This window comes from Streptomyces cynarae (assembly GCF_025642135.1).
GTDB lineage: Bacteria > Actinomycetota > Actinomycetes > Streptomycetales > Streptomycetaceae > Streptomyces > Streptomyces cynarae.
The window spans coordinates 38,604-60,025 of the sequence record NZ_CP106793.1; the positions used below are offsets into that span (position 1 = coordinate 38,604).

General features: G+C 68.3%; 18 protein-coding genes, 1 tRNA gene and 9 pseudogenes. 15 read left to right on the forward strand and 13 right to left on the reverse strand.

The features are described 5' to 3' along the window. Positions 1-23: 23 nt before the first annotated feature. Together N8I84_RS00195 and N8I84_RS00200 are read left to right on the forward strand one after the other, a co-directional pair. The gene (locus tag N8I84_RS00195; protein WP_263227237.1) at positions 24-458 is read left to right on the forward strand and encodes an IS630 family transposase; all 435 of its coding nucleotides are present in this window, start codon (positions 24-26) and stop codon (positions 456-458) included. After that, on the forward strand, positions 455-1,045 hold the full coding sequence (locus N8I84_RS00200; protein ID WP_263227239.1) for a transposase: 591 nt from the start codon (positions 455-457) through the stop codon (positions 1,043-1,045). The genes N8I84_RS00195 and N8I84_RS00200 overlap by 4 nt, the downstream gene beginning before the upstream one ends. Here N8I84_RS00200 and N8I84_RS00205 read toward each other — a convergent pair. The 4 genes and pseudogenes from N8I84_RS00205 to N8I84_RS00220 form a co-directional block, all read right to left on the reverse strand. Next, positions 994-1,236 carry an integrase core domain-containing protein gene (locus tag N8I84_RS00205; RefSeq protein ID WP_390898811.1) on the reverse strand — a complete coding sequence of 81 codons (243 nt, stop codon included), beginning with the start codon at positions 1,234-1,236 and terminating at the stop codon, positions 994-996. The two genes, N8I84_RS00200 and N8I84_RS00205, sit on opposite strands and share 52 nt — an antisense overlap. A 63-nt stretch (positions 1,237-1,299) precedes the next feature. Beyond that, on the reverse strand, positions 1,300-2,718 hold the full coding sequence (locus tag N8I84_RS00210; RefSeq protein ID WP_449334051.1) for an IS30 family transposase: 1,419 nt from the start codon (positions 2,716-2,718) through the stop codon (positions 1,300-1,302). 4 nt (positions 2,719-2,722) lie between these two features. Then, positions 2,723-3,689 (reverse strand): annotated as a pseudogene (locus N8I84_RS00215) (IS3 family transposase); the annotation flags it as partial. 68 nt (positions 3,690-3,757) lie between these two features. Further along, positions 3,758-4,662: pseudogene (locus tag N8I84_RS00220) on the reverse strand (ISL3 family transposase); the annotation flags it as partial. Positions 4,663-4,969: 307 nt separating this feature from the next. Between N8I84_RS00220 and N8I84_RS00225 the strand changes: the two are divergent. Both N8I84_RS00225 and N8I84_RS00230 read left to right on the forward strand, forming a co-directional pair. After that, a complete protein-coding gene (locus N8I84_RS00225) occupies positions 4,970-5,332 on the forward strand; it encodes a transposase (RefSeq protein WP_390898812.1) in 363 nt (120 codons plus the stop codon). A 37-nt stretch (positions 5,333-5,369) separates the two neighbouring features. After that, a pseudogene (locus N8I84_RS00230) lies at positions 5,370-6,080 on the forward strand (IS256 family transposase); the annotation flags it as partial. Between the two features lie 356 nt (positions 6,081-6,436). Here the strand turns inward: N8I84_RS00230 and N8I84_RS00235 are convergent. Continuing rightward, positions 6,437-7,556, reverse strand: a pseudogene (locus tag N8I84_RS00235) (FAD-dependent oxidoreductase). A gap of 272 nt (positions 7,557-7,828) precedes the next feature. Here N8I84_RS00235 and N8I84_RS00240 point away from each other — a divergent pair. Beyond that, positions 7,829-8,266, forward strand: coding sequence for a DUF6896 domain-containing protein (locus N8I84_RS00240; RefSeq protein ID WP_263227244.1), 438 nt, complete (start codon positions 7,829-7,831; stop codon positions 8,264-8,266). 194 nt (positions 8,267-8,460) lie between these two features. Here the strand turns inward: N8I84_RS00240 and N8I84_RS00250 are convergent, their stop codons facing one another. After that, on the reverse strand, positions 8,461-8,682 hold the full coding sequence (locus N8I84_RS00250; protein WP_263227246.1) for a hypothetical protein: 222 nt from the start codon (positions 8,680-8,682) through the stop codon (positions 8,461-8,463). Between N8I84_RS00250 and N8I84_RS00255 the strand changes: the two are divergent. Then, positions 8,678-9,141 (forward strand): annotated as a pseudogene (locus N8I84_RS00255) (class I SAM-dependent methyltransferase); the annotation flags it as partial. The gene N8I84_RS00250 and the pseudogene N8I84_RS00255 overlap by 5 nt on opposite strands. A gap of 178 nt (positions 9,142-9,319) precedes the next feature. Here N8I84_RS00255 and N8I84_RS00260 read toward each other — a convergent pair. Continuing rightward, the gene (locus N8I84_RS00260; RefSeq protein ID WP_263227249.1) at positions 9,320-10,936 is read right to left on the reverse strand and encodes a flavin monoamine oxidase family protein; all 1,617 of its coding nucleotides are present in this window, start codon (positions 10,934-10,936) and stop codon (positions 9,320-9,322) included. A gap of 294 nt (positions 10,937-11,230) precedes the next feature. On the opposite strand from N8I84_RS00260, the gene N8I84_RS00265 reads away from it, so the two are divergent. Beyond that, positions 11,231-11,491, forward strand: a complete 261-nt coding sequence (locus N8I84_RS00265; protein WP_263227251.1) for a carbonic anhydrase — start codon at positions 11,231-11,233, stop codon at positions 11,489-11,491. Positions 11,492-12,381: 890 nt separating this feature from the next. On the opposite strand, the gene N8I84_RS00270 is transcribed toward N8I84_RS00265, so the two are convergent. After that, positions 12,382-12,972, reverse strand: a complete 591-nt coding sequence (locus N8I84_RS00270) for a hypothetical protein (RefSeq protein WP_263227253.1) — start codon at positions 12,970-12,972, stop codon at positions 12,382-12,384. A 679-nt stretch (positions 12,973-13,651) separates the two neighbouring features. Between N8I84_RS00270 and N8I84_RS00275 the strand changes: the two genes are divergently transcribed. The 5 genes from N8I84_RS00275 to N8I84_RS00295 all read left to right on the forward strand — a co-directional run bounded on the left by N8I84_RS00275 (position 13,652) and on the right by N8I84_RS00295 (position 17,237). Next, a complete protein-coding gene (locus N8I84_RS00275; protein WP_263227255.1) occupies positions 13,652-15,202 on the forward strand; it encodes a sensor histidine kinase in 1,551 nt (516 codons plus the stop codon). A 74-nt stretch (positions 15,203-15,276) separates the two neighbouring features. After that, entirely contained in the window at positions 15,277-15,669 is a 393-nt protein-coding gene (locus N8I84_RS00280) for a roadblock/LC7 domain-containing protein (protein ID WP_263227256.1), read from the forward strand. A 3-nt stretch (positions 15,670-15,672) separates the two neighbouring features. After that, positions 15,673-16,059: a DUF742 domain-containing protein gene (locus N8I84_RS00285; RefSeq protein ID WP_263227257.1), complete on the forward strand. Its 387-nt coding sequence runs from the start codon at positions 15,673-15,675 to the stop codon at positions 16,057-16,059. Next, positions 16,037-16,660 carry a GTP-binding protein gene (locus N8I84_RS00290; protein ID WP_263227258.1) on the forward strand — a complete coding sequence of 208 codons (624 nt, stop codon included), beginning with the start codon at positions 16,037-16,039 and terminating at the stop codon, positions 16,658-16,660. Before N8I84_RS00285 ends, N8I84_RS00290 begins: the two co-directional genes overlap by 23 nt. Further along, a complete protein-coding gene (locus tag N8I84_RS00295; protein ID WP_263227259.1) occupies positions 16,623-17,237 on the forward strand; it encodes a GAF domain-containing protein in 615 nt (204 codons plus the stop codon). Before N8I84_RS00290 ends, N8I84_RS00295 begins: the two co-directional genes overlap by 38 nt. A 266-nt stretch (positions 17,238-17,503) precedes the next feature. Here the strand turns inward: N8I84_RS00295 and N8I84_RS00300 are convergent. After that, positions 17,504-17,674, reverse strand: a pseudogene (locus N8I84_RS00300) (IS5/IS1182 family transposase); the annotation flags it as partial. 11 nt (positions 17,675-17,685) lie between these two features. On the opposite strand from N8I84_RS00300, the pseudogene N8I84_RS00305 reads away from it, so the two are divergent. Next, positions 17,686-17,814 (forward strand): annotated as a pseudogene (locus tag N8I84_RS00305) (SAM-dependent methyltransferase); the annotation flags it as partial. A 204-nt stretch (positions 17,815-18,018) separates the two neighbouring features. Here N8I84_RS00305 and N8I84_RS42950 read toward each other — a convergent pair. Together N8I84_RS42950 and N8I84_RS00310 are read right to left on the reverse strand one after the other, a co-directional pair. Beyond that, entirely contained in the window at positions 18,019-18,429 is a 411-nt protein-coding gene (locus tag N8I84_RS42950; protein ID WP_390898813.1) for a DUF4259 domain-containing protein, read from the reverse strand. A 61-nt stretch (positions 18,430-18,490) separates the two neighbouring features. Continuing rightward, positions 18,491-18,679 (reverse strand): hypothetical protein, encoded by a 189-nt coding sequence (locus N8I84_RS00310; RefSeq protein WP_449334052.1) that lies wholly within the window; start codon positions 18,677-18,679, stop codon positions 18,491-18,493. A 781-nt stretch (positions 18,680-19,460) separates the two neighbouring features. Here N8I84_RS00310 and N8I84_RS00320 point away from each other — a divergent pair. After that, a pseudogene (locus N8I84_RS00320) lies at positions 19,461-19,779 on the forward strand (IS5/IS1182 family transposase); the annotation flags it as partial. Between the two features lie 15 nt (positions 19,780-19,794). On the opposite strand, the gene N8I84_RS00325 reads toward N8I84_RS00320, so the two are convergent. Further along, positions 19,795-20,382, reverse strand: coding sequence for a histidine phosphatase family protein (locus N8I84_RS00325; protein WP_263227262.1), 588 nt, complete (start codon positions 20,380-20,382; stop codon positions 19,795-19,797). 156 nt (positions 20,383-20,538) lie between these two features. Next, positions 20,539-20,613: transfer RNA gene (locus N8I84_RS00330), tRNA-Met, on the reverse strand. Positions 20,614-21,156: 543 nt separating this feature from the next. Between N8I84_RS00330 and N8I84_RS00335 the strand changes: the two are divergent. Next, positions 21,157-21,307: pseudogene (locus N8I84_RS00335) on the forward strand (DUF6207 family protein); the annotation flags it as partial. Positions 21,308-21,422 lie beyond the last annotated feature (115 nt).

Consider the following 21,422-nt stretch of genomic DNA (forward strand, 5'->3'; position numbering starts at 1 on the left):
CGCAGTTGGCCGAGGCTCGGCGTGTGCGGGCGGCTGAGTTGTTCGAGCAAGGACGCTCGAGTGCTGAGATCGCACGGATGCTGGGGGTCAGCGACGAAAGCGTACGGCGGTGGAAACGGGTGTGGGAGGAAGGCGGCGCTGATGCCTTGCGGCGACGCCCGGCCACCGGTCGTCCGCCGAAACTGGACGATGCCCAGGTCGAACAGGTGCGGACCGCGCTGGAACAGGGCGCCCAGGCGCATGGCTTCGAGGCTGATCTGTGGACGCTGGAGCGGGTTGGTCTGGTGGTCGAGCGGGTGGCAGGGGTGTCATTGTCGCGGGCGTCGGTCTGGCGTCTGCTGACCAGTCGGTTGGGCTGGAGCCTGCAGCGGCCGGAGCGTCGGGCGGTGGAGCGGGACGAGTCCGAGATCGCCCGCTGGATCGCTCATGAGTGGCCACGCATCAAAAAGGGGCGATGAACAAACGTGCCTGGATCGTCTTCCTCGACGAATCGGGCGTCTCGCTGCTACCCCAGGTCCGACGCACCTATGCACCCCGCGGCCGCACTTCGCTCTTGCGGCATCGACTGAACTGGAAGCGCGCCTCAATGGCCGCGGCTCTCGGCTACCACGCCTCAGACCCCGACCGCGGGCCTCGCCTGTGCTTCCACCTCAAGCCCGGCAGTTATGACACCGCCGCTCTGATCGAGGTCCTTCAACAGCTCAAGGCGTTCTACCGCGGAGAGCGGGTGGTGCTGGTCTGGGACGGACTGTCCGCCCACTGGAGCCGGACCATGCGGGCTTGGGCCGCCGAACAAGACTGGCTGACCCCTGAACGATTACCGGCTTACGCGCCTGAGCTCAACCCGGTAGAACTGCTGTGGTCGTCGCTCAAGAAACGCGAACTCGCCAACCTCGCCGGCGACCACCTCGCAGACGTCGCCGACGCCACCGAACAAGGCATTCGCCGCATCAACCAGAACGATGGGCCTTGCCCCCGAGTCTTGGACACGGGTTATGCGGCTGGGGTCAGCGTAGTTGGTGTTGTCCGGGACGCTGTTTCGTAGGCGATGGGACTGCGTTGTCCGAGGCGGGAGTGACGGCGTCGGGTGTTGTAGCGGTGCAGCCAGCCGAACGCGTCGAGGCGGGCCTCGCGCTCGCTCGACCAGTGCTTGCGGCCCTGGAGCGTCTCGCGTTTGCAGGTCGCGTTGAAGGACTCGGCAAGTGCGTTGTCCGCGCTGGAGCCGATCGCGCTCATCGACTGGCGGATACGGCCTGCCGGCAGGCGTCGGAGAAGGCCCGGCTGGTGTACTGGGCGAGTTCAACCGGTCGTTGCAACACCAGGCTGCAGTAGTGAGCGTAGCTGCTCCTCGAAGACCTCGGCCGGGGTCTTCCAGCCGAGGATCTTGCGGGGTCGGTTATTGATCGCCAGGGCGACGGCTTCGAGGTCCTCGGCGGACCACCGGGACAGGTCGGTGCCCTTCGGGAAGTACTGCCGCAGCAGCCCGTTCGTGTTCTCGTTCGTGGGTCGCTGCCAGGGCGAGTGCGGATCGGCGAAGAACACCTTCGTCCCGGTCTCGAGCGCGAACTGGGCATGCCCGGAGAGTTCCTTCCCGCGGTCCCAGGTCAGTGTCTTGCGGAGCTGCTCGGGGAGCTTCGTCATCGACACAGCGAGGGCAATGTTCATCGTGACGGCGCCGTAACCGCCCAACGCCGGGCCGTTCTTCACGGGCGGCACCTCGCCCCAGCCCTCCATCCTCGGCAGATGCACCAGGAGGGTGGATCGGCTGCTACGCTCGACGAGCGTGCCGATCGCGGACCGGCCCGTCCCGATGATCAGATCGCCTTCCCAATGCCCCGGGACCGCGCGGTCTGCGGCCTCTGCAGGACGTTCACTGAGGACGACATCCGCGGTGACATGCCCTTGCGGCTTGTTCCGTGACCTTGACCGGGGCTCTCGAAGCGCCCGCCCGGTGCGCAGGCAGGCGACCAGCTCACGCTTGAGCGCACCACGGCCCTCGATGAACAGCGACTGGTAGATCGCCTCGTGGCTGATGCGCATGGACTCATCCTCGGGGAAGTCGGCCTTCAACCGGTGCGAGATCTGTTCCGGGCTCCATGCTGTCGCCCACCGCCTGTCTTGCCGGTGCGGCTTGTTCAGCCCTTTCCACGGAGGCGTCTGCGGTCCTGCGGCGACGGTCCCGTCAGGCCGGTGAACGTTCCCCGACAACCTCTTCTGAACGTACTCACGCAACCGGTCGTTGCCCAGGAGCTTCGCGCTCTTCGGGCGTTTGGCCGCCTGCTGAGCCTTCCACTGGGCGACCGTCGCGCGGTACTCCTGCTTGCCGCTGCGCGTGGCGGCGTTGCGGCGCAGTTCTCGAGAGATTGTCCCGGGGTCACGCCCCAGGGCGCGGGCGATCTCGCGCACACCCTTGCTCATCGCTCTGAGGATCGCGATCTCCTCGCGTTCCTCGAACGTGAGGTACCGGCCCGAGGGCTCGGCCAACGAGATCGGAGGCATGCCGCCAGCGTGACGAAACCACCTCGCACCCACCGGCCACGACACGCCGACCGCCAGCGACGCCTCGGCCGTCGTGACGCCCGTGGCGATCAGTCGCCAGAACTGGCGCTGCACGACCCGAGACGGATCAGGCCGCCCCGGCGAGCGCATCGCCGGCCGCAACGCACGGTCAGCGCGCCACTGCCGACGCCGCCCCTCCGGAACATCGCTGGTCTTCAAACTCCAGTCCGCCGTGGCCACGTCGCACACCTCCGAGATCAGGGTGTTGCGACGACCAGTTGAATCCACCCTGGGCCCCGTGGTCGGTGTGCATGACCGCCCCGGCGAGACTGCCGCGGGTGCGTTCGGCGGCGGCCAGGGCGTCGGTGACGAGATCGGTGCGCATGTGATCCGCGATCGCCCAGCCAACCAGACGGCGTGAGGCGAGGTCGATCACGGTGGCCAGGTAGAGGAACTTCCCGCCCTCCAGCGGGAGATAGGTGATGTCGCCGACGTACTTCGTGTTCGGCTCACTTGCGGTGAAGTCGCGGCCGATCAGGTCCGGGGCCTTCGCCGCGGCCGGGTCCGCGGTCGTGGTGCGGTGCCTGCGCCGCAGCCGCACTCCCGCCAGGCCGATGCTCCGCATCACCCGGGCGATCCGCTTGTGGTTGATGCGCCCGTCTCGCGGAGTTCGGCGGTGATCCTGGGGACGCCGTAGGTGCCGCCCGATTCGTGGTGCACGGCCCGTATCCGGGTGGCAAGGCGGACGTCGGCGGCCTGGCGGGCGGCCCGAGCCTCAGCGGTGCGGCGCCAGTAGTAGAAGCTGGAACGGGCGGTGCCCAGGATGGTGCACAGCCGCTTCACGCCGTACCGGCGCTGGTGGTCGGCGACGAACTGGAAGCGGTTCACCAGCGTGTCTCCCCGGCGAAATACTTGGCCGCCTTGCGCAGGATCTCGCGTTCCTCCTCCAGCTCACGGACCTTCTTGCGCAGAGCGGCGTTCTCCGCCTCCAACGGCGTGGGCGGCTCGGTGGATACCTCCGCCCGGCGTCCCCGCGGCCGGCTCGCGCCAGCCGCCCGGACCCAGTTACGCAGGGTCTCGGGATTGATCCCCAGATCGGCGGCAACCTGCCGGATCGTCGCCTCGGGCCGCGACTGGTACAGCGCGACCGCGTCCGCCTTGAACTGCGGCGGATAGTTCTTCATGACCACGAGATGTCCGTTCTCAGATCCTCAGGATCCAGTGTCTCGTGTGTCCAAGATCAGGGGTCAAGGCCCAACCGGTGGCCGGCCGGCCATGGCGAGCCGGACTCCTCTTCCTCGGGGGCTCGTTGTGGCTCGGGCTCTGGCGCCTTGGGCATTAGGACGTGCAGGCAGCGGCGGTGTTGTGCGACGGTTCGCTCGGCGGCCTCGCTCAGGTTGTGCCACAAGTGCCACCGGTCCGCGACCTGAACGGCCTGCGGCGCCCCGGCGGCGCCTTCTGCGTAGAACGGGGCGCGGTCGCGGCAGATGACTTCGACACCGGGCCGCTGGGCCAGCCACGCGGCCAGCGTTGATGCCTCCCGATCGGGCAGCAGGTCGACGGGCCGCCGGGTTTCGATGTCGACGAGGACGGTGCCGTAGTGGCGGCCCTTGCGAGTGGCGTATTCATCGACCCCGACCACCCGCGGCGCGGGCACCACCGGCTCAGGAAGGGCGTCGACCAGGCGCAAAAACGTGCTGCGGCTGACGGTCACTCCGAAGACGCGGGCCAGCCGGGCGCCGGCCCGGCCGGCCAGGGCGAGCCCGACCGCTGCCAGGGCGGCACGGAGCCGCTCGGTCCGCTGGCCGTGCCTGCAAGTCAGGCCGGGTATCTGCTCGACAAAGGTGCGTCGCGCGCACGCCGTGTTCCTGCTGGCGAACCGACGGACCCGTAGCTGCAGTACGACGCTTCGTCCGGCGCTCGGGACATCAGCGGGAAACCGCAGGTAGGACCCGTGAACACGGCTGGAGCATGTCCCGCACTCCGGGCAAACGGCGCCCACCGAAGTGCACTGCGCTCGACACGTACTGTCTCGGTGTTCACGTCCACCGACAGCACCGCGACGTCCGCGATCGACGGAAACAACAGCTCCTTCAGCCGGAGCACGACCTCCTTTTCCCCCCCCCCCGAACTGTCGGCCCAGCCGCCTTCACCACGGCTCATTTTCGGACGACTTCGGGTGCCTCCCAGGGACGCCGTGTCGTCACTCAGAGTTGCCGGGTCACAGAAGTTGAGCCAGAAGCCATTCTCGTGAACAAGGCCAGCACGCCGCCCCGCACGACCTGTTCACCTCCACTCGGACGCTCCAACGGCCACCGCGCGACCCCGCCGACGTGCGAGGGGAAGATCGCCGGCGCCTGCAGGCGAGTTGGCCGTCCAGCGTCATCTGCGGCGCTATCGCACCGGGCGTGGACACACGCCCGCCGTCGGTCCCAAGCCTCCCTCGGTCCGCGAGGTCACCTCATGGATCATGACTCATCCCGAACACCTCCGCGACGGCGATGCCGACAAGCTGCGTCGCCTGCGTGAGCGCGACCCCGAGCTGGACCGGCTCACCGGCCACGTCAGGAAGTTCGCCGCCCTGATGACTACACGCCACGGCGACCGACTCGAGGAGTGGATCACCGAAGCCGAAAAGGACACCCTGGCCCCGCTGGCTTCCTTCGCCCGCAACCTCCGCCGTGATCTCGATGCCGTCCGCAACGGCCTGTCCCTGCCCTACAGTTCCGGCGCCGTGGAGGGCAACATCAACCGGCTGAAGATGCTGAAACGACAGATGTTCGGCCGGGCCGGCCTCGATCTCCTTCGCAAACGCGTCCTGCTCGCACGATGAGCCAGACCGTCCGGATCACAAGATCGTCGACAGAACCAAGATCCGCGACGGCGCGGTCGCCAACCGGCCCGTCTATGTGGCCCTGGCCGTCACCGTCGAGGGCCGGCGGGAGATTCTGGGCCTGTGGGCCGGCGACGGTGGTGAAGGCGCCAAGCACTGGCTACACATCCTCACCGAGATCAAGAACCGCGGCGTGAGCGACGTGCTGATGCTGGTCTGCGACGGCCTCAAAGGCCTGCCCGAGGCAGTGGAGACGGTCTGGCCTCGCACCATCGTGCAGACCTGCGTGGTCCACCTGTTGCGGAACTCCTTCCGCTATGCCGCCCGCCAGGACTGGGACAAGATCGCCAAGCTCCTCAAGCCCGTCTACACCGCTCCCACCGAAGAGGCCGCCCTGGACCGGTTCGCCGAGTTCGCCGACGCCTGGGGCAGGAAGTATCCGGCGATCGTGAAACTGTGGGAGAACGCATGGGAGGAGTTCACCCCGTTCCTGCGGTTCGACACCGAGGTCCGCCGGATCATCTGCACCACCAACGCGATCGAGTCGGTCAACGCGCGGATCCGGCGAGCGGTCAAGGCCCGCGGACACTTCCCGAACGAGCAGGCCGCCCTGAAATGCGTCTACATGGCCATCATGTCCCTCGACCCCACCGGCAAGGGCCAAGCCCGCTGGACCATGCGCTGGAAGACCGCGCTGAACGCCTTCGACATCACCTTCGACGGCCGACTCTCAACAGCCCGCCAGTAACCAAACCACCCTGGTTACACCGCTCGTTTGACAGACCCTGTTCCCCGCCCAGGGACGTGGCTGATGTCGGTGAGGCGGGATCCGCCCGGTCTTCGAGGGCGCAGGAGCACCACCGTCGGCAGCCCGGCGCCGCGCAGTCCGGTTCGAAGGCGGTCAATGCCCCCGGGGGCACATCAGGAAACGGTGACCCCGAGCTGCTGAATGGCCCATGTTCTTGAAGGGGTTCGAGGATTGCCCTGCGGGGCCCGGACAGCCTCGCAGGGCAATCCTCGGAAAGCGACGGCTTCTTGAAGATCGTGCAGACGCTCAGGTGGCCGAGAACGGTAAGGAGTACATCGGTTCGGGGTTCGAGAGGTTCATTGGCCCTTCTCGGTGAACCAGTCGATCAGGCCCTGGGCCGTGTTGTGGGGGGAGTCGATGCCGGGCATCTCGTCGGTGACGGCCTCGGCGCTGCGGGGGAACATGGCCTGCTCGTACTCAGTGAGCGCCGTCTCGATGTCGTCGGGGTGCGCGGCGAGGACTTCACCGAGTTCGGCGCCGTCGAGCATGGCTAGGTTGGCGCCCTCGCCGTTGGGAGCTGCGAGGTGGGCGGCGTCGCCGAGGAGGGTCACTCCCGGTACGCGGTCCCACCGGTGCCCGGTCGGCAGGGCGTAGAGGGGGCGCAGGACCGGCGCGACGTCGTTGTCGGTGATCAGCGCGGTGAGCTCCGGTGCCCAGCCGTCGAATTCCTGCGCGATCCGCGCGGTGGCCGTGGCGGCATCGGTGAGATCGATGGCGGCGAACCAGTCCTGCGGCTCGGACAGCCCCACGTAGGCGTGCAGAGTGTCGTCCTTTTCCCGGTGAGCGAAGATCTCCCTGCCCGGTGAAGGAGCGATCAGCATCCCGCCGCCGACCGCTTTCGCGGCGGCCGGGTGCCGGGTGTCGGCGTCGAACAGGTAGGTCTCGACGACCGATTTACCGATGTACTCGGGTGTGGCGGTGGACAGCAGCGGCCGGACCCTTGACCACGCGCCGTCCGCGCCGACCAGCAGGCTGGTGACGACGGTGCCGCCGTCGGCGAACGCCACCTCGTGGCGGCCCTCGCCGAGGGCACGGGTGCCGCTGACCTTGTGCCCCCACCGCACGGTGCCCACCGGGAGTGAGTCGAGCAGGATCTGCCGCAGGTCGCCGCGCTGCACCTCGGGACGTCCGCCCGTACCGTCGTCGGCTTGGTCGAGTAGCACAGTCCCGTCCCGGTCCAGGATCCGCAGCGCCTGGCGGCCCTTCAGGACGATTGCGTGGAACTCGTCCATCAGGTCGGCCGCCTTGAGTGCGAGCTGCCCGTTGTAGTCGTGGATGTCGAGCAATCCGCCCTGCGCGCGCCGAGGCGGACGACTCCGCCTCGTAGACCGTGACCGGGATTCCGTGGACGTGCAGGACGCGGGCCAGCGTGAGTCCGCCGAGTCCGCCGCCGATGATCGTGACTGGGGTGTGCATGGTGGCTCCTTCGAGATCGGGCCGCCCAGTGAGCTCCGGCCGGCCTTCTCTGGAAAGGTGCCAGCCCCCGCCTACGAGCCACCGACATCCGACCGACAGCACCCCACCGTGCTCCGACATGGCACCGACACCGCAGATCAGCTGGCTGTCAGATGGACACGCCCCCTGGTTGAGCCCGTACCAACTGATCGTTTCAGAATGCCGCTCGACGGAGATGCCGGAAGCCCCTGTGTGACAATCGCTTCGAGCGTGGACGGGGCGGGGGAGGCCCCATGGAACGGAGCTCGGCTGCGGAAGAACCGCACGTGGTGACCGCGCGTGATCTTGTGATCGGTTACATCGATGCCCTCAACGCGGTTGGTGTGGCCATGAGAGCCGCGATCACCCCGCTTGAACGGCTTGGGGACATGCTCAGCCTGGTCCGTTCGCACCGGATCATCAGCCGCAGCGGCGAAATCGGTACCTACTCCTACCAGGTCCACGGAGCAGGCTGCCTCTTCATCAGCGACAACCGCACCGAGATCGACGTGGACTTCGCGGCCGACGGCAGGGAGATCTTCGATTTCTGGCGGCTGCGCTGCTATGGGCAGAGTTTGCCTGAGCCTCATGACCCCACGGAACAGGACTTGCGGTCCGCAGTGGAGTCGCTGAAGCCCCTGCTGGTCGAGGTGCGGCCAGGGTGGTTCAGCGTGGCTGAGACTTCAGCATGAGACCGGCGTGTCAACTGGCGGTTGATGATCTTCGTCGGCAGGGTCTGCGGGGTGTCCGATGTTCTTGTCCCTGATGGCCTGTGGAAGCGCATAGCCCCCCTGCTGCCACCGCAGCCGGAGCGAAGGCGCCGGCACCCAGACCGGCTTCGGGTGCTGGACCGCGTTGCACTGGCGGGGCTGCCTGCCCGTGCTGTCTAGAGATTGAACGTGCCCACGACGGGTGAGTGGTCGGAAGGCTTGTCGTGCGGTGCGGCCGGCTGCGTGGCCGCCACGCTCGGCAGCTTGTTGGTCCGGGTGGAGGTCTTCTCGAACTTCCCCATAAGGGAGTGGCTGATCAGTATGTGGTCGATGAGTTCAGGCTGGCCCTCGAAGGCGCGGGAGTAGCCGCCTTGTTCCAGGACGCGCGGGGCGTTCAAGGCTTCGGTGCTGCGCCAGGAGCGGGCCGTCGCGCGCTGTGAGCGGATCACTGTTGCGGTAGATCTGCGTGAGGACTCGCCAGGCGCGCTGGCCGCCGCAGGGCACGACCCGACGGTGCCGACCGTGTGGATCGCCGAAGGACTGCTGATCTATCTGCCCGAGGATGCGGTGGAGTTGCTGCTGGCCAGGATCAGCCGGCGGCAGGCGGTCGGATGGGGCTGACGTTGGGCTCGCGCGGCGTGATCGAGCGCTTCGGCGCGGACGCCGTGCCGGGATCGGCGGCGTCCGTGTGGGTCTCGGAGATGCCCGACGACCCGGTGGGCTGGCTGGCCGGGCACGGCGGGGAGACCGACAGCCACACCCTGCGCGAGCGCGCTGCCGCCTACGCCCGCCCGATCAGCACCCCGCCGCAGCACGAGGAGCGGCCCGGCGGACTGATCTCGGCGGTCCGCCAGTAGAGCGCCTCCCGGTTCGCAATCTGCGCTGCGGATCAAACACTGTGACCGCTCGTCCGCGTGTTCTCCTCGATCAACACCCCGGGAGGGGGAGCGGGCATTCCCACTCCCCCGGGGGCCGTCCACGGGGCCGCCCGAGTGTGACTCGGGCGGGACTGAACCGGTGGGGTCACACGCGGTGTCAGGAGGCGAGCACGCGCGCGTGGAGCTCCGTCACGATCTTGCGTGCCGAGGAGATCGCCCCGTGCTGCCAGGCGTCCAAGTAGCTCAGGTAGTCACCGGCGAAGTACACATTGCCCTGCGCCGTGTTGAGCGGCGCGTACGCCGGCGCGTCGGGGCCTCCGGGCATCGAGTGCCAGGCCCCCTCGAGGTATGGGGCGAGCTTCCACTGATGGGAGAAGGAAGCAGCCAGCTCGGTACGGTACTTGTCGCCGTGGATCATGACGCCCTGCGTGACGGCACGCTCCAGCCGTTCGGCCGGGGTGAGCGCCGAGTACACGTCCGAGTGGGCACCGGTGTTGTAGTAGCCGATGATCAGGCCACGGTCGCCGAGGTGGCCATAGGACGGGTACCAGATGTGGTCCAGGTCCATGTCGGTCTCGGTGATACCACCGAAGATCTTGAAGTCCTTCTCCCACCAGCGGCTCTTGTACTCGAGGCCGATCTTGGAGGCGTTGGAGGGCTTCACGGCGAGGAGCGCGGTCTGCACCTCGGTGCCGAGGTTGTGCGGGGTCTTCGCAAGGATGTGCGGTGCCAGGGTGGCGATGCAGTAGTCGGCCTCGACCACCCGGGTACGGCCGTCCTGGGTGTAGGTGACGACCACACCGTCCGTGGTGTTCTTGATGTCGGTCACGGCTGCGCCGGTGCGGATCTTCTCGTGTCCGATGGCGCGCGCGAAGGCCTTGGGTATCTGGTCCATGCCGCCGACCGGCTGGAACATCAGCATCGCCTGGTCGTAACCGAATTCGAAGGAGAAGTAGCGGCCCACGTTGGACGCGAAGACGTCCGACAGCGACGGAACATCGCCGAGTTCCTCGCCGGGCGTGCCGGCGGCGCCGGGGTCGACGGTGAACCCGCGGTGTTCGGTGCCGGTGTACGTGTAGTCGGCGCCGAGGGAGCCGTAGCTCTTGAGGAAGGTCAGCAGCCGCTCCTTGTCGTCGGCCGTCAACTCGCCGTCGAGAGCACCGGCGTTGGTCGCCTTGGAGAGCAGCTCGGAGACATAGCCGTACACGTCGGCCTTCGCGGTCCGGTACCGGACCGGCTTCGTCATGCCCTTGCCCGGGTTGTAGATGAACGCGCTGGCATTGGTGTTGGTGAAGACCTCGACCGGTACGCCGAGTTCGCGGCAGTAGTCGAGGGTGACCATCCACTGGGCGAGGCGCGCCGGCCCCGCGTTCATGTACTGGCCCTTGCTGAAGCGGGCCGTCTGGCTGACGCCGTTGATGTCCGTGACGCTGTCGCCGCCGCGGATGGTGAGGTTTCGGCCGCCGACGCGGTCCCGAGCCTCGAGGATCGTACAGTCGTAGCCGGCCTTCCCCAGCTCGTAAGCGGAGGTGAGACCCGCGATGCCGCCTCCGATGACAACCACTCTGGCGGGCTTGCCGCCGCGCCCCTGAAGAGTGAAGTCGCTGCGGCGCGGCGCCTGGAAGGGCGCCTCCTTCTCCGCCGCGTAGGCGGCCGTGGGCGCGAGGCCGAGGGCCCCCATGGTAGCGAACATGGCTCCGGCGCCACCGGCGACACCGACGCGGCGCAGGAACGCTCGGCGACTCGTTCCCGGCCCGACCTGAGGCTGTGCCATGACTGGGCTCCCCTTTCGATCTTGAATGAAGACCGGGGAAGCCTCCCAATGACCGGTTACGGCCCATGGGTTATTGATGTAACCCACACGTTTCTACAAGCTCGCGCCCCGGTGAGACGCGGGGCTGTCTCGATGTGCGGCTCCGTAGCGTGAGCACGAGCAACCACAACCAAGGCAGCTGCCGGACGTCCGAACTGGCGCATCGTCCGCTACGCGGACGACCCGGACCGGCGTCAGCTCCTGGCCCAGGAGCAAGAGCCTTTCGGGGCGATCCTTTCATGCATCGACTCCCGAGTGCCGCCTGAACTCCTCATCGACACCGGGCTGGGGGATCTTCACGTGATGCGCCCAGGTGGGGAGGCGGTCGGCCCGGTGGTCGCTGGTTCTGTCGAGTACGGGCCCATGACCAGCGGCACTCCGCTCATCGCGGTCCTCGGGCATCAGCGCTGCGGCGACGCCAAAGCGGCGTACGAGTCCCTTCGCTACGGCAAACCACTGCCCGGCAACCTGCAGTCGATCGTCAAGGCTCTGCAGTCGCATACAAGCAGGCAGTGAAGGAAGTCGGAGCCGAGCCGGTCGAGACCAGGCCCGTGCCTAGGTCAAGCTGACCGCCACCGATCTGCGTTCCATGGTCGTACCGAGACGGCCATCAGCGAGGCGCTGGGCGGCTTCGGCCTATGAGGACAGCTCGAGGCCGTCGAAACTCAAGAACATCGCGTCCCGGCTGAGGGGCGCGAGTGGCTCCCGAGCAGCGGCCGAAGTGCTCTCCGTTCGTTCTCGTGGAGAAAGCCATCCGGGGAAGTTGCAGGGCTGGCTGCCTTTCACCAGTCCGGCGGGGGATCGGAGGCAAGGCCGGCATGCGGGAGCGGGTAGGACGCCGCGGCCGTCCGCAACGTCCCGTCCGACCACGAGCGCAACGACCCCAACGGCGTCGGGGTGTTCGTCTAGAAGGGCGACGGCAACCCGGACCAGCTCCTCGTCAAACCCGCGCCGGGTGCGGCGTCGGCCGACGGTGGCGTGAAGGTCTTCCCCGCGACTGCACCGCCGCCTCGTCGCGGAGGGCGTCGGCAACCACGAGACCGTGACGGTCGCACCGGAGTCCGTGCTGTGGACCGCGAACGGAGCACCCGTCGAGAGCGGCATGCTCACGCCCCGGCCCCGCCCGGCGCATCGCACCATCAGGGGGCGATACGCCTGTGCGTGACAAGCAGACGCAGGTGAAGGTCTCCGCCCTCGGCACGGTCAACAGCGTGCACATGCCGTCCCAAGGCCCGGCGATCGCCGACGCGACGCCCGCACGATCATCTGGTGACGCGAACCACAGCCAGGATCCCGGGCCGGCTCGGGAGCCCCGCACCGGCAGCAGTCTCATGGACCGGCCCGCCCCCGGAAGACCGGCAGCGCCTCTTGCCTCATCCTCTGCACCGACCGGTGTTGCGCCGCAGTCACGGCCGTGTGAACGGTGACTGTCGACGGCCGGCAGCCAGCGCACTGAGGCGGTCGCCGATGACGGAGACAGCAGGCCGGGGCTCGTTCGCGTAGTACCAGGGCTTGCGTCGGCGCAGCAGCGCCTCGCCGTGCTCGCTCCAGGTGAATCCGGGCTTGCGCAGCACCTTCCGGAACACCGCGTCGACGGTCTCCGGGTGGGCGGCAGCCAGCCGGCGGATCGGCAGCGGCCCGATCGACTCCTCGCGCAGGTATGTGCGCAGCAAGTCCTGGTACTGCCTGCGGCCCCCGAGTGCCGGGTCCCCGAAGAGGTCCTGGAGCATTCCGTAGTCCGCATAGAAGTTGAGCCCGTCGACCTGGTCGTAGATGACACCGATGGTGTCCGAGCCCGCCAGTTCCCTCGGCAACTCGAAGAAGGGCGGCTCCAGGCCGGGCAGGCGCCTGCCTCGGGCGCGGTCAGGCTGTCGGGCGACGGCGGCCTCTTGGCGATGGCGGTAGTAGGCGTTGAGGAGATCCTCGGCTTCGGCAGGCGGAAGCGCCAGTTCGTCGCCGCCGCAGAACTGGACGAACGCGGCCCGGTCCTCCCGCATCGCCTGCCACCCCTGCTCGATCTTCTGGGGGTTGCGCGCCCGCTCGGCAAGGGCTTCCTGACGGGCCGCTTCTCCTCCTTCGACGACCTTTCGCAGGACGATTTCCGCCGCGGTCCAACTCGTCCTGCTCTCGCGAAGGGGTCATGGGCCGATGCGGCCACGGGCCACCGTCGCCCTGCGCACGGGCGAGGTCCGCCGACTGACCACACCCGGCCTCGAAGCGCCTGACCCGGAGGACACGGCATGGCTCTCCGCGATCACCGACAGGTGAGGCCATAGCCAGGAATGGCAATGCGCCGCCGGGGATTCAGGTCGCATGGGCAGAGTGTCTGAGCCGCCGCTGACGCGCATGCCGTGCTCGCCTTTTCGAGCGCCCGCAGACGGATCAGCCCTTCAGGGCGGCGCTGATGCTCGGCTCGCTGCTCGACGGATTCCTCGTGGAGGCGTGGCGATTGCGCACCAGCCTGCTGGTGACGGCCGCGAGCACGAAGGTTGTCCCCCAGTGCTGGTGGCCCCTTCCACACTCGCACACCTGGGATGGGCGCTTCGAAGCGAACTCGAGGACAACGGTTCGATTTCTGTACGCGCCAGGGGCTGACACCGGGGTCCTGGTGCGCGATAACGTGCGCGTTCGGCCCGATCATCGCACTGTCCGGGGACTGTTATGCCTGATCCTTCCATGTCGCCGGACGACCGGCCGACGTCGCCCGTGATCTCCCGTGTGACGGCCGAGTCGCGAGCCGGGGCCTTGAGGCGGCGTCTGGTGCTGTCGTCCGTGCTGCCGCCGGGCGTGGTCGCCGTGGCCGGTGCGGTGGCCACCGCCCTGGCCCGCGATGGCCACCTGGACAGGGCGGACCAGGGCGTGGTGTTCGGCGGCGTGGTGCTCATCGGCACCATGACGGCCGGGATCGCCGGCATACGGGCTTCGGCGGAGGCACGAGCAGTCACCAAACACTGGGCGGAGCTGTCCCGCGAGGCCGACCGGAACCGTGCCGAGCTGGCCGAGCTGACCCGTACCACGGCCGAGGGCAGGGCCGAACTGGAGTTGTTGTGCCGCCGGTTGCGGGACGGGGAGCGGCCCGCGCGGCGCCGACCAGAACTGCCGCCGCAGACCGGCCCGGACGAACTCTCCCGCCTCGGGTTCGAGATCGCCGCGGCCCGGCAGGAGGCGGAGGCAGCCCTGTTGGAGACCGCCGCCGATGCGGTCGGTGCGGAACACATCTCCCGGCTGGAGCAGTTCGAGGTGTTCGCCAACCTGGCACGCCGCCTGGAGTCCCTGGTGCACCGAGAGATCGGCCTGCTGGACGACCTGGAGAACGAGGTCGAGGACCCCGACCTGCTCAAAGGGCTGTTTAGGGTGGACCACCTGTCCACCCGGATCCGCCGCTACGCCGAGAACCTGGCCGTGCTCGGCGGCGCGAACACCCACCGCCAGTGGACCCGCCCCGTCGGCCTGACCGACGTGCTGCGTTCCGCCGTCGCCGAGATCGACCAGTACGCCCGGGTCAAGCTGGTCCCGCCCATCGATGGAACCGTCAGCGGCCACGCCGTGGTCGACGTCGTCCATCTGCTGGCCGAGCTGCTGGAGAACGCGACGGTCTTCTCACCGCCCCAAACCACTGTGCACGTGCGGGTGGAGCCCGTCGCCGCGGGGGTGGCGATCGAGGTCGAGGACCGAGGTCTGGGCATGTCCCCCGCCGAGCGCAATCAGATGAACACCGTTTTGAGTGCACCCGACAAGGTCGCCCTCGGCGAGCTGCTGCAAGACGGCCGGATCGGCCTGTACGTGGTCTCCGTCCTGGCTCAGCGGCACGACATCGCCGTGCAATTGCTGAGCAACGTCTACGGGGGCACTCAGGCCGTCATGGTGCTGCCCAGCGCACTGCTCGGCTCGCAGCCGGCAGTTCCCGCGCCCGCGCACCACACCGTCCCGCCCCCTGACGCGGGGCCGCACGACCCGGTGGAACCCGAGGCGGCGGACCTCCGGGCAACAGTGGAGGTCGTTGCGGATCCGCGCGTGTCCGATTCCGAACCCCAGCCCGCCCCGGTGCCCTCCGACGGCGCGGACGACCGTCCGCAGCTGCCTCAGCGCCGCCGCCAGAGCCACGCCGCCGAACGGCCGCACGCGGCCCCCAGCACCGGTGTCTCCGAGGACATCGCACACGACCCGGGCCTGATGGCCGCGTTCCAGACCGGAATGCGCAGGGCCGAGGAAGCGGAGACGCCCTGACAGCCGAGCCGACCTGAAGGCCCGGGGCCCCGTCCAGCAAGCTGTTTCCTTCCGTCGAAGAGGAGTACACGATCGTGGCGAGCGAAGACCTTTCCTGGCTGTTGACGGGTCTGGTGAACCGGGTGCCGCACACCCGAAGCGCCTTGTTGCTGTCCTCGGACGGGCTGGTGAAGGCAGCGGAGGGGCTTGACGAGGACGCCGCGGACCAGTTGGCCGCCCTCGCCAGTGGGCTGTACTCGTTGGCGCGCAGCGCGGGCCGGCACTTCGACGACGGCGGGGACGTACGACAGATCGTGACGGAGCTCAGCACCTCGCTACTGTTCGTCTCGTCCGCCGGGCACGGCGCGGTGCTGGCAGTGCTGGCTGGACGCGAGGCCGACGCGGCGGTGCTGGGCTACGAGATGGGGATGATGGTGAAGAGCGTGCGCCCTCACCTGGCCACTCCGCCCCGGCACCCGGTGGGGTGACCGATGACGCCGGTCCTCCCGGACGGACCGCTGGTCGACGAAGCGGCCGGGCGGCTGGTCCGTCCCTACACGGTGAGCGACGGCCGGACCAGGGCCACGTCCCACTTCACGCTGGTGACCATGGTGCGGGCCACTGGCGCCCAGACACATGGCGCCTTCGGCCTGGAGCATGCGCAGGTGCTGGCGCTGTGCGAGCGGCCGGTGAGCGTCGCCGAGGTCGCGGCCCGGATGCAGGTGCCCGCCGCCGTGGTCAAGGTGTTGCTTTCCGATCTGGCCGAGGGAGGCGCGGTGGTCGCAGGCGACGCGCACCCGGCGTCCCCGGGCCACTACGCACGACCTGATCGAGACCTCCTGGAAGCGGTACGCGATGGCCTCCTCAAACGACTGTGACCCGCTGCCGGCCGAAGTCCTGCCAGTGGGCATCAAGGTGCTGATCGCCGGCGGGTTCGGCGTGGGAAAGACCACCTTCGTCAACGCGCTCAGCGAGATCGAGCCGCTGAGCACCGAGGAGATGCTGACCGCCGTCAGCGCGGCCACGGACCGGCTGGACGGAGTGGAGAACAAGGCCACCACCACGGTGGCCCTGGACTTCGGCCGTATCACGCTCAGTCCGTCCTATGTCCTGTACTTGTTCGGCACGCCCGGACAGGAGCGCTTCTTGTTCATGTGGGACGAACTCTCCGAGGGAGCGCTCGGGGCGGTGGTTCTCGCCGACACCCGCAGGCTGGAGCACTCCTTCCCGGCGGTGGACTTCTTCGAGCGGCGCGGCATGCCGTTCGTCGTTGCCGTCAACGAGTTCGACGGGGCCCACCGTTACCGCGGGGAGGAGGTGCGGAGCGCGCTCGACCTCAGTCAGGAGGTGCCTGTGGTGCTGTGCGACGCCCGCGTCCAGAGCTCGGGCATCCGCGTGCTGCTCGAACTGATTCAGCATCTGCTCACGACAAGGAGTTCCCATGGTACCGACACCGACCAACCCCTCCTCCGGGCCTGAGTCCGGGATCGCCCTGCGCCACCTGCTCCTCCCCCCGGAGGACCCACAGGTGCGTGCCCGATCCGAGCGGCTGCGCGAGCTGGGCATCGATGCCCGTCCGGATGCCGAACTCGACGCCTTCGCACGGGAACTGGCACACCGTACCGGCGGCTGCTACGCCGGGGTCAACTTCTTCCTCGACGCCGACCGCCAGTACTTCGCAGGCTTGTACAGCGCCGCGCAGGACACCACGGTCCACGCGGGACCGCCGTTGCTGGAGGATCCGGTGCCCGGCCGCGTCATGCCCCGCGACATCGACATGGGCATCTGCCCGCACGTGGTCAAGCGCCGCCGGGCGCTGGTGCTGGAGGACATCCGGGACTTCCCGCGGTTCGCCGGTAACCCGGTGGTCGACGCGATCGGCGTCCAGTCCTACCTGGGGGCACCGCTGATAGACAGCACCGGCGTGGTGCTCGGCACGATCTGCGTGGTCGACCAGGACCCACAGCCGTGGGGGCGCAAGGGGCTGGAAACCATCAAGGCCATGGCTGCCGAACTCGTCGAGCGGCTGGAGGAGTCGGCGCACCGTCGCAGCTGACCGGCGCTGTCGGACTCGCACGCGGCCGCCCCGGAGTGTCCCCGGCGCGGCCGTCCAGCACCCGACCGCGGCTCCCGCACCGCGACTCTGCCCATGAGTCAGTCGCAGCAGCACGATCCATCATGCTCCCGCGGTTCTCGGCATTCACGGCAGAGCACCACTCCCAGCGACAACACCAAGATCCCTTGCACGCTCACACTGCCTCCCACCACGGATGAGGTTTTCGCTAACAGGGCGTTTGAAGTGGGCAGATTGCCTTTTACATCCTAGTACGTTCCTCGCCAGGTGGGTGTCGTCTCGTCCGGTATGCGCCTGGCGAGGTTGTCGATCGAGGCGATGTGGATCATGGCCTCGGAACTGGCGGTGAGGGTCTCGTAGTCGCGGGCGAGGCGGCGGTGCATCATGATCCAACCGATACTCCGCTCCACCACCCAGCGCCAGGACCGCAAGGCCCCCACAGCCAGCCTCAATGACCGCCCGAACCCAGCCAGCGACCATGAGCTTCCCCGACATCGTTCGCGATGCCCGCCACGTACTGCCCGGCGCGCGGCTACGCCGTCGACTGTTCTGGCGCTAAACACTGGTCTGGCACCGGCGCTAAGAGGTCGTCCCCAAGGGGTTCGCCCTGAGCAACGGCACTACCAAGAAGCCCCCGGTGCCGTCGAAACTCGTGAACATCTGGGTCCTTCCGCCGGCTGTTGCCTGCCTCCCGAACCGCTGTCGAAGTGCTGCTCTTCCCCAGGCTCTGGCACGACTTCCGTGAAGCGGTCACGGTTAGTGATCAGTGGGTGTTTCGAGTGCTTCGAGTATCTGTCGCACTTCCTGGCGCCACTGGTCGGCGTCGGCGCTGTCCACCCAGCCGGTTGCCATTTCTGATCCGTCCTGGAGAACCCGGGTCCAGTGCGAGTCTCGCCGACGCGCCAAGTGAGGCTGGCAGTTCGGGCAGCGGTTCCCTGGGGCCGTCATCGGGGTCAAGCACGATGGGGCTGTCCGGGAGAGTGCTGGCGACGAGAGCGCCGGCGGCAACGGCTTCGACCCCGTCTCCGCCATCGACGCGTTCTCCCGAGTCGGTGACTCGCTGGAATGCCCGCTCCAGCACGTCGATGACCTGCTGGTGGGTGAGTCCCTCGAGTTCATCGACGAAGTCTGCGGCGAGGTCGCTGTCGAATGGTCCGGTTCCCCACGTTCCCATGCATGGCTCCTGATACGGCTGTCTCGGACGAAGGCATGGTTCCAGGAGCCACTGACATCGGTCACGGGGCGAGGAGGACCCGCTTGCGGAGCAGTGCGAAGCCAGCGCGACCGAACATCTGGCGCTTGAGCATCTTGATCCGGTTGACGTGTCCTTCGACGACGCCGGAGTTCCAGGGCAGGGTCAGGCCCGCGATGACCGCGTCGCGATCTCGGTCGATGCCAGCCGCGAGAGTGTGGAGGCTGGGCAGGTCGTCCTGGCGGACGGCGTCGAGTCACTGCGGGAGTCGTTCGCCCTGGCGCTCGGTGAGCATCTGGGCGAAGGACCGGACATGACCGGTCAGGGCGTCGAGTTCAGGGCAGTTGGCCAGGACGGCCTTGAGCCGGAGCTGCTCGATCTCGGTCAGCGTCTCGGGTCGGCTGAGGATCCACTGGCTCGCAGGCCGAGGGTCGTGCTGAGCACCCGGGAGTATGCGTCGTAGCTGGTGGAGGCGGTGTAGGTGTTCAGTCCGCCGACGGAGTTGGGCAGGTCGTAGACGTTGTAGCCGGCGTTGACGGTTTCCGCGGGCAGGCTGCCGGCTGCCGGGTAGCTGATGCTCTTCGGAAGTTCGGTGTTGGAGGAGTAGGCGTAGGCGTAGGTGTAGGTTCCGGCGAGGCCGGTGACGCTGCTAGGTGCGGCAGGTAGAGGGTCTTCTTGCCGGTGGGGTCGGTTTGGATGAGCAGGTTGCCCTCGGCTACAGCTACGACGACCACACCGGCAACGTCACCGAGGTCAACAACACCCAGCGCTACACCGCACCGGCCACCGTCGACGACACCAAATACACCTACGACCCGGCCGGCAACATCACCAGGTCCGTAGACAGCCAGGACAACGGAACCACCGTCGACACCCAGTGCTATGGTGCTGGTCAGCGTGTCGGGTCGCTTGGTGGGGTCGGCGGATTGCCCGTAGGTGTAGGTGGTGGTGTCGCCGGCTGCGCCGCTGACGGCGTGCTGGATTTGAGTCTTGCGGTTGCCGTCGTTGGTGTGGTGCCGCTCGTGCGCGGGATCCCGCCGATCCGTTCCAGACGCGGACCACGCCGACGGCGTCCTGCCAAGCTTCATGCCGACAAGGGCTACGACTACGACCACCTGCGACAATGGCTCCGCGCCCGCCACATAACCCCGCGCATCGCCCGCAAGGGCGTCGAGTCCTCCCAACGGCTGGACCGTCGAGCGCACCGTCTCCTAGCTCGCTGGGTGCCGCCGACTGCACCGCCGCTACGAACGCAAGGCCGAGCACTTCCTTGCCTTCGCCGGCATTGCTGGGGCGCTGATCTGCTTCCGGCGCCTCGCGCGTCAGATGTGACGTGGCGGGCTCGGGCTACGGGACGTTCCAGGCGGAGATGATGGGTTGCCCGTCCTCCGTGGCGAGGAAGCTGAGTGTGCCCGGATGCGGGTGGCCGAGCAGTCGGCTCGAGGCCGCATCGAGGCCGAGCCAGCGGACACTGAGGATACGCGCCAGGTGCCCGTGCGCGACCACGGCGACGTCGCCGTCGCTCAGCAGCGGACGGACGCGGTCCAGCACCGCGTCCGTGCGCGCGGCCACCTGCGAGAGCTCCTCGCCAGGGTGGTCGGCGTCGCCTGGAATCACGCCGTCGCGCCAAAGGTCCCAGCCCGGCCTTGACTCGCGGATCTGCTCGGCGGTTAGGCCTTCATAGCCGCCGTAGTCCCACTCGAGCAGGTCGGGATCGGGCTTGGCACTGGTCAGGCCAGCGAGCTCAGCTGTCCGCATGGCGCGGCTCAGTGGACTAGTGAACACGGCGACCAGACGGCGGTGGGCCAGTCTCGGAGCGAGAGCACTGGCCGCGGCCTCGCCCGCAGCGGTCAGCGCGACGTCGGTCCGTCCAGCGTGCTGGCCCGACAGGCTCCACTCGGTTTGGCCGTGCCTGATCACTATCAGTTCACCCATAGTCGCGCACGCTATCTGATCTTGAGGCGCTCCGAGACGGTTTCGCCGCCTCCGCCACCAGGGCCCTCACCGCCCTGGTAAGCGCACCAAATGAGATGACCTCTTAACAGCCGAGCAAACGGGGAAGGGCCCGGCTGTTGCCGGACCCTTTGCTCGTAGCGGGGGCGGGATTTGAACCACGCGACCTCTGGGTTATGAGCCCAGCGAGCTACCGAGCTGCTCCACCCCGCGTCGGTGACACCACCCTACGCCACACGCGCGACACCTGCAGGTATTTACCGGGCCGCTCGCACCGTCTGACCTCTGCACGCGACAGCGCGCAGCGCTTGGGAGGCGTGATGGTGGCCGCCGTGCGTCGGGATGTTCACGACGAAGGGCAGCAGGGCGCAGCCCGGGAGGCACTGACCGCCAGCAGCTCGCCTGACCGCAGCGGGGCCACCGGATAGGGACGACAGGGGCACCCCACCCTGCCGCGGCCAGTTACTCCTCGGGGCGGTCCCATGCAACGTGCGACCGGGCACGGGACCGCCAAGCCCTGCCGGTCCTGTCCGAGCCGGGCACTGAAAACCGTACGAGGACACGCTGCCCAGCGCACGCCCAGTAGCGCGCAGGAGTGGCCCTCAATGCCGCGTGTGTAGGGCGAAGACCTGGCGAGGCGGCTGATCAGGGCCGGGGTGCAGTGAGCCAGTTGGGGATGTACCGACCCATGACAGCCGCGAGGTCGCGAAGTACCACCGCCGTGGCAGCTGCGAGCCGCAGCCAGCGGCGGCGGAGGTCGTGGCCGCCGATGACGAGACCGCCTTCGCGGTCCAGGAGCTGCTCGCCACGCGCTGGGGCGCCGGCGAACCGTGCGATTCGGGAGCCCGGCGAACCCGGTGTTCGGCTGCGGTTCTTCCTCGACTTGCACCAGGCCCCCGACGCGTAGGCCTGCGTTCATGGTCGGTCCGACGACGGCAGCCGACGTCGCGGTCGCGGCCGGGGAGTTGCTTCCGCCCGTTGCCAGCCGCCGCACAGTCGGCAACGGGCGCGGCGGCGACGCG

Coding starts and splice junctions, on each gene's coding strand:
- N8I84_RS00260 (WP_263227249.1), bottom strand. CDS start 10,936: ATGGCACAGCCTCAGGTCGGGCCGGGAACGAGTCGCCGAGCGTTCCTG.
- N8I84_RS00200 (WP_263227239.1), top strand. CDS start 455: ATGAACAAACGTGCCTGGATCGTCTTCCTCGACGAATCGGGCGTCTCG.
- N8I84_RS00270 (WP_263227253.1), bottom strand. CDS start 12,972: ATGCGGGAGGACCGGGCCGCGTTCGTCCAGTTCTGCGGCGGCGACGAA.
- N8I84_RS00295 (WP_263227259.1), top strand. CDS start 16,623: ATGGTACCGACACCGACCAACCCCTCCTCCGGGCCTGAGTCCGGGATC.
- N8I84_RS00275 (WP_263227255.1), top strand. CDS start 13,652: ATGTCGCCGGACGACCGGCCGACGTCGCCCGTGATCTCCCGTGTGACG.
- N8I84_RS00285 (WP_263227257.1), top strand. CDS start 15,673: ATGACGCCGGTCCTCCCGGACGGACCGCTGGTCGACGAAGCGGCCGGG.
- N8I84_RS00225 (WP_390898812.1), top strand. CDS start 4,970: ATGACTCATCCCGAACACCTCCGCGACGGCGATGCCGACAAGCTGCGT.
- N8I84_RS00290 (WP_263227258.1), top strand. CDS start 16,037: ATGGCCTCCTCAAACGACTGTGACCCGCTGCCGGCCGAAGTCCTGCCA.
- N8I84_RS00325 (WP_263227262.1), bottom strand. CDS start 20,382: ATGGGTGAACTGATAGTGATCAGGCACGGCCAAACCGAGTGGAGCCTG.
- N8I84_RS42950 (WP_390898813.1), bottom strand. CDS start 18,429: ATGGGAACGTGGGGAACCGGACCATTCGACAGCGACCTCGCCGCAGAC.
- N8I84_RS00240 (WP_263227244.1), top strand. CDS start 7,829: ATGGAACGGAGCTCGGCTGCGGAAGAACCGCACGTGGTGACCGCGCGT.
- N8I84_RS00205 (WP_390898811.1), bottom strand. CDS start 1,236: ATGAGCGCGATCGGCTCCAGCGCGGACAACGCACTTGCCGAGTCCTTC.